The organism is Uliginosibacterium gangwonense DSM 18521 (assembly GCF_000373965.1).
In the GTDB taxonomy this organism is placed as follows: Bacteria; Pseudomonadota; Gammaproteobacteria; order Burkholderiales; family Rhodocyclaceae; genus Uliginosibacterium; species Uliginosibacterium gangwonense.
Map to the genome: position 1 here is coordinate 39,189 of NZ_KB892844.1, position 14,849 is coordinate 54,037.

Here is a 14,849-nt window from a genome sequence, read left to right on the forward strand (position 1 = left end):
GCGGTTTGGATGGAGGAGGGCTGCGCTGCGCAAGTATGCCTATGAAATAATTTTAACCGCATACGACAAAGCCCTCACAAAGGAGGGCTTTGTCGGTAGTCGGAGGCCATGCAGGCATGGCTTTTTGATTACAACGAACTTTGATCAGGCGGCGCTGGGGATGCGACCACCGAAGCCGAAGGCGCCACGCACGCGCTTGGCGGCAACCGCCAGCTTGGCGAACACCTCAGCCATCACTTCTTCAAACGTCGGGGCGACTGCGAGCTTGCGGTCCAGCAGCCAAGCCTTGGCGTGTGCGCGGTTAGCGAAGTCGGCGGATTGCTCGACAACGTAATCCAGGCCGTCTTCCATCATGATCACTTCGGCCCAGTACATGCCATTGGCTTCGTAGATTTCGCCATATACACGGTCCGGTGTTGTCAGGTCGTATGCTTCATTGGTTTTCATGGTAAAACTCCTTATATGTATTTAGGGGGAATTGTGTTTGCCTCGGGGGCTTTGTTGATTCAATACTAGGATTGGATTCTGCAGTGATCCAATTGAAAGTTTAAATTTGATAATAAGTAGCTTTGAATCATCCCCGAGAGGCGCATGTGTACTGATATTCAAGGGTTTTTCGTTCTGTCGGATGCCGTGTGGCACCGATAAACGGCAAATTCCAAGGTAATTATTGTTTTTTGTTTTATGCTTTTGAAATAGGCGAGCGCCAACACCGAATCAGGCTTTTGCCTGCTTCGGTGCAGAGGGTCTTGTTTGTGACTTGTTTTCAGTGATGGGCTGTTCAGATCAGGGGGAGGGGATCTGTCTGTACAGGCCCATCAGGGGCTGCGCGATTTTTCAGTTGCCTGCGATCATCGACATTACCGGCAGGTAGGCCACTGCTACGGCGGCTACCCAGGTGGCGATGGTGACGTACTTGGGGGTACGGCTGTCTTCTTCGTAAAGGGCTGCATTCATGATGTGATTTCCTTGTTTTGCTAAGATTTTGTTTGTTGATCGAATTATCTAAGTACCCCAGGGCTTTGTCCAAATCGACTTTTGGATTGCCTCATCTATTTGATTTATATGGTGAAATTTATATTTGTTTTATGCGGCTATAAGTTGCACAAATGACCAAAGAGACTGAAGTTCCCGGCAATCGGCAAATCCTTGCGCCAAGCCGTGTATCTGGCGCTGGCGTGGGTATCATTCATGCTTGTCACTCATAGACAAAGCAGACAAAAATTATGTTGATACTCATTTCCCCCGCAAAAAGTCTCGATTTTGAGCGCCCAGTGCCAGCGCTCCCCCATAGCCAACCGGACTTTCTCGACCCCGCCGCTCGTCTGATTGCCGTGTTGCGTGAAAAGACGCCTGCCCAGATTGCCAGCCTGATGTCGATTTCTGATCCACTGGCGACCCTCAATGTGGCCCGCTACGCGGATTGGTCGCCCCCCTTCACGCCTGCCAATGCGCGGCAGGCTGTGCTGGCCTTCAATGGGGACGTATACGAGGGCCTGGATGCATGGTCCTTGAGTGCCGCGCAACTGGATTTTGCCCAGCAGCACCTGCGCATCCTCTCGGGTCTGTATGGGGTACTCCGCCCGCTGGATCTGATGCAGGCCTATCGCCTGGAAATGGGCTCCAGGCTGGCAAACCCTGGTGGCAAGGATTTATACGCGTTCTGGGGGGACACCATCACCCAGGCGCTGAATCAGCAGATTGAAGCGCTCGGGCAGGCAGAGGAGGAGGCCGTGGTGGTGAATCTGGCCTCAGGGGAATATTTCAAATCGGTGCGCCCCAAGAAATTGGCCGCCCGCGTCATTACCCCTGTGTTTGAAGAGCGCAAGGGAGATGGCTACAAGATCGTCAGCTTCTATGCCAAGCGGGCGCGGGGCTTGATGAGTAGGTATGCAATTGTCAATTCTGTGAGCAAGGTTTCTGCGCTCAAGGATTTTGACATGGAAGGCTACAGGTTTGAATCCAAAGCATCGGATGATGCCAAATGGGTGTTTCGCCGTGATGGCGTGGAGAAAGCATGAGCATTACAATCAGCACTGAGTTTGATAGTGGCAATATCGAAGTGGTGGATGCCAGCAATGCGCAGGATATGCGCCTGCGCATCCGGCAGGATACCAACAGCGAATTCTACCAGTGGTTCCATTTCCGCCTGCATGCAGTACGCGGTGTGGCCCTGCGCTTGGTGATCGAGAACGCCGCACAGAGCAGCTACCCCGGGGGGTGGTCGGGTTATCGTTGTGTGGCCAGCTATGATCGCCAGAACTGGTTCCGCATTCCTGGCACAGACTTTAATGGGGAAGTGCTCGCCATCGATTTCACCCCCGCCGCAGATACGGTATGGCTGGCGTACTTTGAGCCTTATTCGCATGAGCGCCACCTGGATTTTATTGCACGCTGCCAGATGAATCCCTTGGTGACGGTCGATAGCATCGGCAAGAGCCTGCAAGGGCGTGATCTGGATCGCATCCAGATCGGGCAGGGTAGCCATCCGGTGTGGATACAGGCGCGCCAGCATCCGGGCGAGAGCATGGCCGAGTGGTTCATGGAGGGGTTGGTTGAACGCCTGCTGGATGTGGCCGACCCCGTAGCACGGCAGGTGCGCGAACTTGCGCAATTCCATCTGATTCCCAACATCAACCCAGATGGTAGCGTCCTGGGGAACCTGCGCAGCAATGCGGCCGGGGCCAACCTGAATCGTGAATGGCTGAACCCGAGCCTGGAACGCAGCCCGGAGGTTGTGCATGCCCAGGCTGCAATGCGTGCCAGTGGTGTTGACCTGTTCCTCGATATCCATGGTGATGAAACGCTGCCCTATGTATTCATTGATGGCAGCCACATGGTGCCGGGCTATGGTGAGCGCAACAAGGCTTTGCAGGCCACCTTTCTGGAGAATCTGAAGACAGCCAGCCCGGATTTCCAGACCATCCACGGTTATACCGAGGATCGTTTTGACGAAGAGCTGCTTACCCTGGCCTCAAAATGGGTGCCGCATACTTTTGGCTGCGTTTCGATGACGCTGGAAATGCCCTTCAAGGACAACAACAATCTGCCTGATCTGCGCAATGGCTGGAGCGGGCAGCGCAGCAAGTGCCTGGGGGCGGCATTTCTGTATCCGATCTTGGCCTACCTGCGCGCCTTGAGCTGACGAATTTGAAATGGCCGGTCGGACAGAGCAACTGAACTCTGCGCGACCGGCCATGAAACGACTTCAATCGGTTCAGCGCGGCTTCTTGAGCTTGAGCAGAGCCTCGGCAAATTTCACCGGGTCGGTGCTGCCACGGCGGGCGTCTTCCACGGCGACTTTGCGGTCCTTGATCAGGCGCAGCAGGTCGTCGTTCATCGCGTGCGAGCCAGAGGTCGGCTCCAGCGTCAGCTTGTCGAGCAAGGGGCGGATGCCCGCAAGATTGTTGGTGGCGATCAGATGGCCCGATTCCGGCGTGATGGTTAGGCATTCGGTGGCCAGATGGTAGGCGTCCCCTTCCAGCGAGGGCAGCAGCGCTTGGCAGATTACCCCACGCAGGGTGCTCGACAGGGTCTGTGCCTGTGCTTCCGTGTTGCCCAACAGACGCAGCATCTTCTGCAAACCCAGCTCAGTGGTGCGGGCGTGCAGGGTGGCGAACACCAGTGGCCCGGCTTCAGAGAGCGCCAGTGCCTCCTGTGCGGTTTGCGCATCGCGGATTTCACCGATCAGGATCACGTCCGGGCGCTCGCGCAGCGCATCCAGCGCACCCAGGTAATAGCTTGCCACGTCCCCATCGGCGCCTACTTCACGCTGGGTGATGATGCTCTTGCGTTGCGGGATCAGCGTTTCGACCGGGTCTTCAATCGTGATGATGTGGCCCGAGCGGGTCTTGTTGATCTGGTCCAGCAGCGAGGCGATGGTGGTCGACTTGCCCTGGCAGGTGTCCCCCACGATCAGCACTAGCCCACTGGTGAGTTTGGCCAGCTCCTGCGTATTCTGGCGCAGCCCCAGCGCATCTAGCGACAGCGGTTCCGCCGGGAAGCGGCGGATCACGCAGCCCAGGCGCTTGCGGCCATGGAAGGAGAAACAGTTGACCCGCAGGCGGGCACTGTAGAGGTCCTTGGCGCGGTCAAAGGCGCGATCCAGAATGCGCTCTTCCCAGTTCGGTTCAATCACCTCGAAGAACTCTTCAAGCTCCTGTCCGGTGATGGGGATGTCTGATACCGCCACGAGCCGCTTGGGCTGGCGCAGCATCAGCGGGCTGTTCTGGTGCATGATGATGTCGCTGAACACGATGTTGGAGTTCAGCAGGCTGAGAATCTGTTCGATTAACGTTCCGCTGCTCGGAAAATCATCGTTTTCCAGAGGGGAGAGCGTTTCAATCAAAGAGTAATGCGATAAATCCATGGATTTCCCCGGCGAATTGGCACAGCACCGACGCGTCAACAGCGCCCCTGATCTGGAGCAGAATCCTTGCGCGCTCTACGGCAGATTGCAAGTATAAGGCCGACTTCAGCCGCCGAACGGTTTGTGTTGTTGCCTTGTGTATCCAAGTCCCCCTATTTTGGGGCTGCGGGCCGTCGGCACAAGGCGGCCCGGTTGCGCCAAGCAATCAAAGGGTAGCACGTGTGACGGCGGCGCTACAGTATGGGCCTGTAAATGCGCCAGGATTGATTGTACCTGTCAGGGGCATGGCTTTGAGCGCTGCCCAGATCACGATATCGGCGTCATCGCCGTTGAGTCCCAGGCTTGTGATGGCATTCCCGATGTTTTTGCACAGATTCTCGGCGGTCTTCTGATCTGTGTTCGGGTTGCCGAATCCTGTCATCGCTGTGGCAAACCAGTCTTGCTGTTGCAGGTAGCTGCGGATGGAACCCAAGGAAGAATTGCCTTGCAGCAGGTTGTAACTGAGCACCTGTCCAGGGTTGATTTCTGCATGTACTGCGTGCAAGGCTGCTGCCCGGGTGGGTTGGCAGCGTGGCTGGGCGCCTGTGCAGATCGACCAGTCGGCAAAGATGGACGGGCGAGGGGCCGCAAAGGAAATCTTCCAGGTGCCCACCTCTTCAAGCGAGTTCACATCCCAGTTGCCTTCCTTGGTGGGGATGCGCAACAACACCGCCACCCCGCCGTTGGGGTTCCAGCGCCGCAGATCCCGGTGGCTGACATGGGTTTCCTTGATTCCGTTGGCAAACAGATTCTGGATGGCTTTGTCGATGGCCTGCGCCTTGTCCTTGCTGGCCTGGGTGGTGAGCTTGGTGAGGACGGAAGCCTCGGGGGACACCTGCTGGATGCCTGCGATGGCGATTTGCAGGGCCGTGCCCGCCATGTTGCTGGAATACTCGCTGCTACCGGAGAGGACGAAGCTGATTTCCGGGATATTCGCATCCCCATCTGGCCGAATCAGGAACAGCGGAAAATTCAGCAATTCGTGCCCCACGCTGCGGTTCCAGAATTCACCATTGCGGTCAGACTGATGGCTGAGTGTGAGGAGTGAGGCGGTCGTCTCGTATTCCCCCACCTTGATGTTGGCGGCCAGGTTGATATCGGATTTCTTCCCCAGCAGGTAGCGGTACAGGGCGTTGCGTTTCTGGTATTGCAGCGAAACCGGGTCCTCTTCACCGTCCTTGGTTGCGCTGATGGTGCTGGAGATGGTGACCCGCGTGTAGGTGTTGCCAAAGTCTTGCCCCTGCGGACCCGCTTTGCTATCCAGATCGCTGAATTCCGTCAGCGGGGTGACATCCACCACCATATTGCGGGGGCTGGCGGGTGCCGCCCCGGCACTTTTTGTGATCACGGAGACAGAGGAGGGCGGAGCCGTCAAGGTGCTGGTTGTCGGCGCATTAGGCAGGTTGGCACAAGCTGCCAGCACTGTGGTGGGGAGTACCAACAGGGCGAAACGACGTATTGTTATGGGCATGATGATCTCTCTTTGGTTGGGGCAAGTCAGGCTGACAGTGCCGAAACCAGCATAGCGGGCCTGATTGGGATCGTGGTGGCTGCGCATACGCAAGTGTGATATTTGCCAAGCTTGATCCAGTTTGGCGGAGAGATGAGCCGTGCGCCATGTGGCTTTTGGGAAGTACGCACCCTCGGGCATGTTGGGGGCAAGGCGGGTGAGGCAGGGGCTTGATGGCAAAAACAGGTGAAAATCCGGGAGGTGCGGGCGGAATGTAATACACTCTGTGGCAGTGAGTCTCATTGTATTGGTCGTTATCATGCTGCAAATTTCCAAGAAGTGGCTGGCTGTGCTGGCGCTGGTTTCAGGTTCGGCCTATGCCGGATCGGTGTCCATGATCTCTGTGTCGGACAGCATTTCCGCTACGGTTGAAGGTATTTCCACCGCAAGTTCAACGGTAGGCAAAAGCTCGGCCAAGCTGCTCAATCTTGCCGAGGGGGACTATAAAGTGGTTGATGTCGCCCAGGCGCAGGAAGCGGGCAAGCTGCGCCTGACCTTGCATCCGGTGGATGAAACTGCTGCGGGCGAAGGGTTTTATCTCTATGTGGTGGCTGCCGATGTGGAGCAGGCCCAGATCCGCCAGGGCGATATTGTGTCGGCCAAGCTACGCCCCTACGGCGTGGCCGTGTTTGGCCAAGGCAAGTCCAGTCCGTTTGCGCTGGTGCTGGACGAGGCTTGGCGCAAGCAGATTCTGCCCCAAGCGATTACCGGCTGAGTCCCCAGGATGACTTGGCGCCAAGCCTGCTTGGGGGTGGCATTGGCTTTGATGCTGGTGCCAGCAGGGCAGGCGGCGAGTTGGTCGTACTGCGATCAGCCTGCCCGGGCGAATCTGGTGCAAACCGACCGGATGCTGCGTTTCGGGCATCTGGTCGAAAATATTCTGGATGAAACTGCGGCACAGGCTGTAGTTGTTTCCCGCTCGGGCTTTGACTTGGAACGTTTCGGTCTGCACTATTCCCATGCTGGAGTCATGTTGCGAGATGAGGTGCAACAAGGCTGGTCCGTTCGCCAGTTATATTTCGATTGCGCAGCCGAACGCCCTCGAATTTATGATCAAGGCATCCCTGGTTTTCTGCTTGGCAATGAAGAAGACTTGCCTACCTTCATCTCCATGGTGTTCTTGCCGCCAGATGAAGAGCGTCGGCTGGCCGTCCAAGCGCATAGTAAACCGGTCGCACTGTCGCTTTTGGGGCAGACCTACAGTGCCAATGCCTACCCGTTTTCTACCCGCTATCAGAACTGCAACCAGTGGGCGCTGGAATTGCTGGCATATGCCTGGGGCAATATTTCCCTAGAGGCGCCGGATCGGCGTGCTGCCGCACAAGGCTGGCTCAAGGCCCAGGGCTACCAGCCTACTCAGATCAGGCTGGGGCCGTTTCTCGATGTGGCAAGCTGGTTTGTGCCGCTGGTGAATCGGGATGACCACCCCGCCAACGAACTCGCGGAAGGCATAGTCTCTTTGAGCATGCCGGATGCCGTGGAAGATTTTGTCCATCAACAGGTGCCAGCGGCCACGCGTTTGGAAATCTGCCTGAAAGACACGCACGTGGTGATCCGCAAGGGCTGGCGCAGGCTGGATGCCAAATGCGTGGCCGAACCTACGGATCAGGTGATGCAGTTGCAATAAGGCGGCGCTTATTTTTTCTGTTGATCCTGCTTTTTCCAGGCTTCCAGAAAGGCCAGCGTGACTTTTGCCTCGTTCGTTTCGGCCAGACCGCTGCCAAAGAAAGCGCCCACATCCTTGAAGTCGTTTCCGCCCGCGAGGTCCGACAGGCTACGGAAGGCAATAAAGGGTATCTTGTTGGCATAGGCTACGTGGGCCAATGCGGCGGTTTCCATGTCAATGGCCTCTGCTTGCAGGGTATCGTACAGATAGCTGCGGTAAGCCGGGTTAGCGAGGAAGGCGGTGCCAGACGCTGCACGGCCGCCTACGCGCAGCACGGGCGGCTCGCTGACGCATTGCTTGGGCTCACGCGGGCCGCATTGATCCAGCGCCAAAGAGAGACCACGGGCGACGGCAAGCATGCGAGGGTCCGCCACATAATCGAAGCGGAATTCGCCTTTGGGGCTGTTGTCGGCATTCATCACGAAATTCTCACGCATGAACATGCCTGTGGATTCCTGGCCTGCCTGCCACGCTGGCAAGGGTTTGCCATCAGCATCCCGGGCGAGCTTCAGGCCCAAGCATTCGATATCCCCCGGTTTGCCACAGGCCGCAGGCGTGCTGCCATCGCCATTCCAGTAAATTTCCATCGGCATGGCCCAGCGCTCGGGCACCACCACATCCCCCACATGGTTGGCAGGATTTACGCCCCCGGCAATGCCGCTGAGGATCAGGCGTTCGATGCGGAAGTGATCCAGCATCAATTGCGTGTTCATCGTTGCATTGATCATGCTCACGCCCGAGAGCACGATCACCACCGGATTGCCGCGCAGGGTGCCCGTAGTGAAGCGGTTGCCGTTGACCTGCCATTCGCGCTTGCCCTGGGTTTGCACCAGCAGGATATCCGCCTCCGCCCCAAAGGCAGAGACGATGCCGATACGGGGTGTGCATTCGCTCAGGCAGCCCTGGTGAGGTGGTGGGGCTGCGTGGCTGGTACTGCTGAAGAACATGCTTGCGGCTGCGAGCAGGCAAGGCAGCAGGGATTGGCGCAATGGTGTCATCATCTCTGGGCTCTACTGGATTGTGGTGTGGCGGTATTTTATCGTGAGGCGGATGGCAAAATGGTTTCTGGATGCCCAGGCGGGAGCAGAGCCGGGGCTTCTTTTTAAATGCCCCGGGGTGGGTGGCTACGGGGTAGAATGGAAGTTTCCCTTGCTTTGCGTGAGATAAGTTCCTATGGCTGCAACCATTCTCCAGAAGATTCCTGCCGGTGAGCGCGTCGGGATTGCCTTTTCCGGTGGCCTGGACACCAGTGCCGCTGTGCATTGGATGCGTTCGAAGGGCGCGATCCCCTGTGCCTACACCGCCAACCTCGGCCAGCCCGACGAGAGCGATTACGAAGAAATCCCCCGCAAGGCGCTTGCTTACGGGGCCGAGATCGCCCGCTTGATCGACTGCCGTCCGCAGCTCGTGGCCGAAGGGATTGCAGCCATCCAGTGCGGCGCTTTTCACATCAAATGCGGGGGCAACACCTATTTCAACACCACCCCGCTGGGCCGCGCCGTAACGGGCACCGCCCTGGTGGTGGCGATGAAGGAAGATGGCGTCAACATCTGGGGCGATGGCTCCACCTTCAAGGGTAATGATATCGAGCGCTTCTACCGCTATGGTTTGCTGGCCAACCCGGCGTTGAAGATCTACAAGCCCTGGCTGGATCAGGACTTCATCAATGAACTCGGTGGCCGCAAGGAGATGAGCGAATACCTCATCACCAATGGCTTTGATTACAAGATGAGCGTGGAGAAGGCTTACTCGACCGACTCCAACATGCTGGGCGCCACCCACGAAGCCAAAGATCTGGAGTTCCTCAATAACGGCATGCACATCGTCAAGCCGATTATGGGCGTGGCCTTCTGGCGTGAATACGTGGTGGTCAAGCCTGAGACCGTGACGGTGCGTTTCGAGGAAGGCGTGCCCGTCGCGTTGAACGGCCATAGCTTTGCTAGCGTGGTGGAGCTGTTTGCCGAAGCCAACGCCATTGGTGGCCGTCATGGCCTGGGCATGAGCGACCAGATCGAAAACCGCATCATTGAAGCCAAGAGCCGTGGCATCTATGAAGCCCCGGGGATGGCACTGCTGCACATCGCCTATGAGCGTCTGGTCACCGGCATCCACAACGAGGACACCATTGAGCAATACCGCGTCAATGGCCTCAAGCTCGGTCGTCTGCTCTACCAGGGCCGCTGGTTCGACCCGCAAACCCTGATGCTGCGCGAAACCGCCCAGCGCTGGGTGGCTCGTCCCATCACGGGCGAGGTGACGCTGGAATTGCGTCGTGGCAATGACTACAGCATTATGGATACGTCCAGCCCGAACCTGACCTACGCGCCTGAGCGTCTGTCGATGGAAAAGGTGGAAGATGCCCCGTTCTCCCCGGCTGACCGTATTGGTCAGCTCACCATGCGCAACCTGGATATCATCGATACGCGCCAGAAACTGGGCGTCTATACCCGCTCTGGTCTGCTCGGTAGCCAGGCCGATGGCAGCATCCCGCTGCTGACGGGCGACAAGAAGTAAGCATACTTGCCCTTTCAAAAAGCCCACAGCGATGTGGGCTTTTTTGTGTGCGGCATTTCAAGGCGCTATTTTTCAGTAAGCTTTGTTTGGTCTCAGCCCGCCTGGAGATGGCTGTAGCGCTTGATTCTGTCATACGCGCGTTCGCGCAGGCGCCAGCGCTCGGCGTCCGAGAGCATGTTCGCCGCCCAGTTGAAGACATTGGCATCCTGCACCTGTTGTCGCAGACAGATCATGCGTTCCCTTTGTTCGGCTTCGCTCATCTGCAAGGCCTGCAGCATGGCGTCTGTGAGTTCTTCCATGAGATAGGGATTGACGATGAGCGCTTCGCGCAATTCCAGGGCCGCGCCTGTGAAGCAGCTTAGAATCAGCACACCTTGTTCGTCCTCGCGCGCAGCGACGAATTCCTTGCTGACCAGATTCATGCCATCATGCAGGCTGCTGACGACGCAGACCTGAGCGGAGCGATATAGGGCGCAGAGTGTATCCGCATCCTGGTAAGCTTCGATGAAGGTGATGACTGGTGTTTGCCCGTTGGTAGTGAAACGGGCATTGATGTGTGCGACCAGCGCACGCACGCGCTGTTGGAAGCTGCTGTAGTCCCGTACCATATCCCTGGTGGGGCTGGCTATCTGCACAAAGTGTACGATGTGGCGCAGGGCTTCATGCTTGTCCAATAGGTGTTCAAAAGCCAGCAGGCGTTCCTCTATGCCTTTGATATAGTCAAAGCGATCTACGCCCAGAATGATCTTTTTGTCTGCGGGAATCTTCAGGCGCTCTAAGCACTTGTCCTGCAGGTAGGTAGTGGGTGGGCGTTGTGCGGGCCAGGCGATGGAGATGGGATAGGTCTGGATCAGTGTTTCACGCGCGTTGCAGAAGACGCTGGAACGGTCATGCTCGATGCGCGCTTCAAGAAACCGATCCACCGAGGCCAGAAAACTCTGGCGATGGCCTGCGGTCTGAAAGCCGATAATGGTGCTTCCCAATAGCCCCTGAAGTATTTCATGACGCCACGGGCAGATGCTGAAAGCGTCGGCGTTTGGCCAGGGGATGTGCCAGAAGCTGATGATGGTGGCATCTGGCAGATGCCGCCGGATCATGGCAGGTGCCAGGGCCAATTGGTAATCCTGAACCAAGACAATGGGATTTTTGCAGCGTGCTTCTTCGAGCACAGCATCGGCAAAGCGTTGATTGACTCTCTGGTAGTATTGCCAGTCCGTTTCACGGAAAACAGGCCGGACATGGGCCATATGACAAAGTGGCCAGATGCCGCCATTGGCGAATCCGGCGTAGTAGCCCGTATGTTCTTTCGCACTGAGCCAGAGGCGCCGTAAGGTGTATCCGCCTGCGCCTCCGGTGACGACTACCCGATCGTGATTGTCGACTTTCTCTGCGTCGGCCGTGCCGTTGCCGTGCGCGATCCAGGTGCCACCGCATGCACTCAGCACGGGTTCCAGCGCAGAGATGAGGCCGCTGGCCTGCCGTATGACTTGTATGCCCTCTGCCGTGCGGATGTGGCTGAAAGGTTGATGGTTGGATAGCGCGATGACCTGTTCACCGCTGAGCTTGCCTTTCAGAAGGGCTTGGAGACGCTCCGCATCCCAGACAAGGTGTGCCTGTGTCCCCAGGTGTCGGCAACTGTCTTCAATATCACGTAAGTGGGTACGCAGGTCATGCATCCAGGGGGCAGAGGGGGTGTTTGCAGTATTGCTTTCATGCAGCAGTCTTTGCAGGCTGAGAGACCAGTAGCGCCGGTGCTGACGCAGTACCAAAGCCATGATCAGGATACATACAACCGTCAGGGAACTGATGACGATGAACAAATGCTGACGGGATGTAGAGACTCGATTTTTGGCAAATTCCAGGCTGTGAATGATGACCAGCTCGCCAATATTGTCTTTGTCGATTTTGACTGGAAACACGCCGACATGTGCGGTTTCTGACCCCAGCGTGATCTGTGGCCGCTCCTCTTGCTGGATGAGTTGCGCCGTCTGGCAACTCATCCAGACCGGATAATCTGTGGTCTGGTAGCGAAGGGCGCCTGTTGGCGAGCAGAAGCCGATGGCGATCAGCTTTTCATCCTGTACTGCACGTTCGAACAGTGCCTCAATACGTTCACCTTCCTGCTTGGCCAGGGCATGGCTGATTGTGTCTGAGAATGCGTTTGTCAGCACCGCGCCGCGTAAAGTGATGTCTCGCACAGCCCATCTGAAAGTCAGGTGGTTGACAGCGTAAAAGGACGCCACAGTAATCAATGTCAAGGAGACAAGGAAGAGTAGCAATACCGGTAGACGGACAAAAAATGTCATGAAAGAAATATGGCCGCGAAGATTATGGTGCGGTGCAATGCGCAAGAACCGCAGCTTGTCTCATATAATGCGCTTAATAGGCACTTATCGCCTTGATTGAGCATGAAAGTCAAGCGCCCTCTTCAGATTATTCTGGTTTTCAATACCCGTGGCCCATTCAGTAGAGAAGTGCTGGCTGGTGTGGGGGCGTATGTCAAATCTCGCAAGCTTGATTGGCGGATGACGATCTGCAATGCGCTGGCAGGTTCATTGGATGGGGCGGACGGATATATTCTGGATACCGAGAGCGTGCATCCAGAAATGTCAGCAATGCCCGGCAATGTGCCCTGTGTGTACGTTGCCCCTGCGCTGACTGCCGCACCGCAAAGCGCGGTGCCACTGGTGTACCCCGATAATGCTGCTTTGGTTGCTGAGGCAGTGGGGCATCTGCGGGAAACATCGGCTACACGAATGGCATTTTATTCCCGGCCCCGTTACAGAGAGCAGCCGTGGGCCCAGGAACGGATCGCGGCGTTTCGTCAGCTGCTCGGGCCGCAGGCCGATATTTGGCAAGGAGGCGATGCGCCAGCCAATTCCGCTGAGGAAGCGCTTAAGACCATGGCCTGGATCAGACGCCTGGGGTTTCGTACAGGCATTGTTGCCGTGAATGATTCAAGCGCCAGGGAACTGCTGAGTTTGTGCCAACAGCTTGGTCGTGACATTCCGCAGGATATTTCAATCGTAGGCATCGATCACGATCCGCTGGTTGCTGCATTATCGCCGATCGATTTCTCTTCGGTGCGACAACCACATGACCGTATCGGCCAGACTGCGGCGGAGCTGTTGCATCGACGGATACAGATGCCAGACGAAGCCACGCCGATGTACACGCCAATTGCTCCCGAGGGGTTGCACCTTGCCAACTCTTCGGGCAAGGCGCCGGGCACACTTTACGCGGCATTGGGGTTTATCAGGCAAAACCTCGGGCAGAGCATCAAATCCCAGCAGGTGGCAGACCATGTAGGGGTCTCTCGCGCAACGCTGGAGCGCCTTTTCCTCAAGCAGTTGGAAAGTACCGTCCACGATGAAATCTTCCGCCAGCGTATCGCCTTGGCCAAAACCCTGTTGCGCAGCGGCGACATGGCAACGGCTGATGTGGCGAGGCAGAGCGGATTCAAGACCGCGCAGTACATGCACTACGTTTTCAAAAAAGAGTTTGGCACTTCGCCCAAGGAGTTTGCCGCAGGTAATACCGATGCAGATGATTAAACCAAGGACAAGTGGCTAGACCGATTATTTGTTGCATCAGTACAACACCTTATGTCTTTGGTCGTGGTTTTTCTCATGCGTCCATAAATAATTTTTCTTGCGATAAGTGTTTGTCAGTCCTCATGTTTCCGCTACGTGTGAGCGGATTTCGCAATGCCTGTGCGCCAATATCGAAATTGAGGCCTCCCCAGGCTATGGGTACAAATGCCTGACCTCTTCTCCAAGAGGGTAAACCTTGATCCCTTCGGTCAGTGACGAATTGGCATTAAGCCTGTCTTGGAGCGAGCGTTTTATACCTATATCGGGAGAAACACACATGCAGATGAGAATAATTGCTCTGGCCGTTCTCGGCCTGATGTCCAGCGCAGCCTTCGCAGAAGCCACAGTCAAGATCGGCGGCAAGTACGACGCTGGCTACCAGTTCAAGCACACAGCCCTCTCGGACGCTGCTGATGGCACGTATGGCGGAGCCAAGACCACTGAAACCCTGGGTGACGGCTCTGCTTCCACCTCCCGTATCACGGTGCAGGCCAAGGAAGACCTGATGCCGGGCTGGAACGCCATGGTTGACCTGGACTTGCGCTTCGGTACCGTTGAAGAAGGCAAGACCGGTATCACCAGCAACGATAAGAAGGCCCTGTACCTGACCTCCCCGTACGGCAACCTGCGCTGGGGCGTGATGAACCTGGTGAGCCAACAGTACTGGGATTACGAAGAAAAGCCCTACATGGTTAACGTGAAGGACTTGGAAATCGTCAAGTACGGCGTCATGGCCAAGCGCGTCTCCTCCCTGAGCAGCCGTGCTACTGAATATGACACCCCCGTGTTCAACCTCGGCCCGGTTGCTTTCCGCGCCAAGGCCAACTTCGTCTTTGGTGACAACCAGACGACGGGTGCCAACAACGTGGACAATGGCGCCACCGGGGCGGTTAACGGCGGTAACGTACGTGCGCTGGCTGTGACGGGCGCTGTCGGCAAGCTGGTGAACTGGACGCTGTCCACCCACGAACGTGCTCGCACCACCTTTGGTCAAGGCCTGAGCAACGGCATGCACTGGCAAGAACATTCGATCAGCATCCACCCGATCGAAGGCCTGAAGATCGGCATGAACTACAACATCTACAAGGGTGGTGACGGTACGGCTGCAGGCGCCTTCAAGGAAAAGAACACCAACTTCGTGGTGGCCTATAACCTGGG

General features: G+C 56.8%; 12 protein-coding genes. 7 read left to right on the forward strand and 5 right to left on the reverse strand.

The genetic code is table 11. The annotated features are described in order from the left end of the window. Positions 1-144 precede the first annotated feature (144 nt). Entirely contained in the window at positions 145-447 is a 303-nt protein-coding gene (locus tag B145_RS0111245; RefSeq protein ID WP_018607392.1) for a hypothetical protein, read from the reverse strand. A gap of 779 nt (positions 448-1,226) precedes the next feature. Here B145_RS0111245 and yaaA point away from each other — a divergent pair. After that, the gene (gene yaaA, locus B145_RS0111255; RefSeq protein WP_018607395.1) at positions 1,227-2,021 is read left to right on the forward strand and encodes a peroxide stress protein YaaA; all 795 of its coding nucleotides are present in this window, start codon (positions 1,227-1,229) and stop codon (positions 2,019-2,021) included. Beyond that, entirely contained in the window at positions 2,018-3,145 is a 1,128-nt protein-coding gene (locus tag B145_RS0111260) for a M14 family metallopeptidase (protein WP_018607396.1), read from the forward strand. The genes yaaA and B145_RS0111260 overlap by 4 nt, the downstream gene beginning before the upstream one ends. Positions 3,146-3,217: 72 nt before the next feature. Here the strand turns inward: B145_RS0111260 and B145_RS0111265 are convergent, their stop codons facing one another. Both B145_RS0111265 and B145_RS0111270 read right to left on the reverse strand, forming a co-directional pair. Continuing rightward, entirely contained in the window at positions 3,218-4,369 is a 1,152-nt protein-coding gene (locus tag B145_RS0111265) for a type IV pilus twitching motility protein PilT (RefSeq protein ID WP_018607397.1), read from the reverse strand. A gap of 205 nt (positions 4,370-4,574) precedes the next feature. After that, complete coding sequence (locus B145_RS0111270; protein ID WP_157288376.1) at positions 4,575-5,879, reverse strand: hypothetical protein; 1,305 nt, start codon at positions 5,877-5,879, stop codon at positions 4,575-4,577. Between the two features lie 298 nt (positions 5,880-6,177). On the opposite strand from B145_RS0111270, the gene B145_RS0111275 reads away from it, so the two are divergent. Beyond that, complete coding sequence (locus tag B145_RS0111275) at positions 6,178-6,633, forward strand: hypothetical protein (protein ID WP_018607399.1); 456 nt, start codon at positions 6,178-6,180, stop codon at positions 6,631-6,633. 9 nt (positions 6,634-6,642) lie between these two features. Then, on the forward strand, positions 6,643-7,545 hold the full coding sequence (locus B145_RS0111280) for a DUF2145 domain-containing protein (protein ID WP_018607401.1): 903 nt from the start codon (positions 6,643-6,645) through the stop codon (positions 7,543-7,545). Positions 7,546-7,553: 8 nt separating this feature from the next. Here the strand turns inward: B145_RS0111280 and B145_RS0111285 are convergent, their stop codons facing one another. Continuing rightward, positions 7,554-8,585 carry a 5'-methylthioadenosine/S-adenosylhomocysteine nucleosidase gene (locus B145_RS0111285; RefSeq protein WP_018607403.1) on the reverse strand — a complete coding sequence of 344 codons (1,032 nt, stop codon included), beginning with the start codon at positions 8,583-8,585 and terminating at the stop codon, positions 7,554-7,556. 172 nt (positions 8,586-8,757) lie between these two features. Here B145_RS0111285 and argG point away from each other — a divergent pair, with 172 nt between their 5' ends. After that, a complete protein-coding gene (gene argG, locus B145_RS0111290; RefSeq protein ID WP_018607405.1) occupies positions 8,758-10,098 on the forward strand; it encodes an argininosuccinate synthase in 1,341 nt (446 codons plus the stop codon). 92 nt (positions 10,099-10,190) lie between these two features. Here argG and B145_RS0111295 read toward each other — a convergent pair whose 3' ends face one another. Further along, positions 10,191-12,296, reverse strand: a complete 2,106-nt coding sequence (locus tag B145_RS0111295) for an alpha,alpha-trehalose-phosphate synthase (UDP-forming) (protein WP_157288377.1) — start codon at positions 12,294-12,296, stop codon at positions 10,191-10,193. A gap of 210 nt (positions 12,297-12,506) precedes the next feature. On the opposite strand from B145_RS0111295, the gene B145_RS0111300 reads away from it, so the two are divergent. Beyond that, entirely contained in the window at positions 12,507-13,652 is a 1,146-nt protein-coding gene (locus B145_RS0111300; RefSeq protein ID WP_018607408.1) for an AraC family transcriptional regulator, read from the forward strand. 316 nt (positions 13,653-13,968) lie between these two features. Next, the coding region (locus tag B145_RS0111305; protein WP_026259051.1) for a porin at positions 13,969-14,849 on the forward strand (881 nt) is incomplete at its 3' end.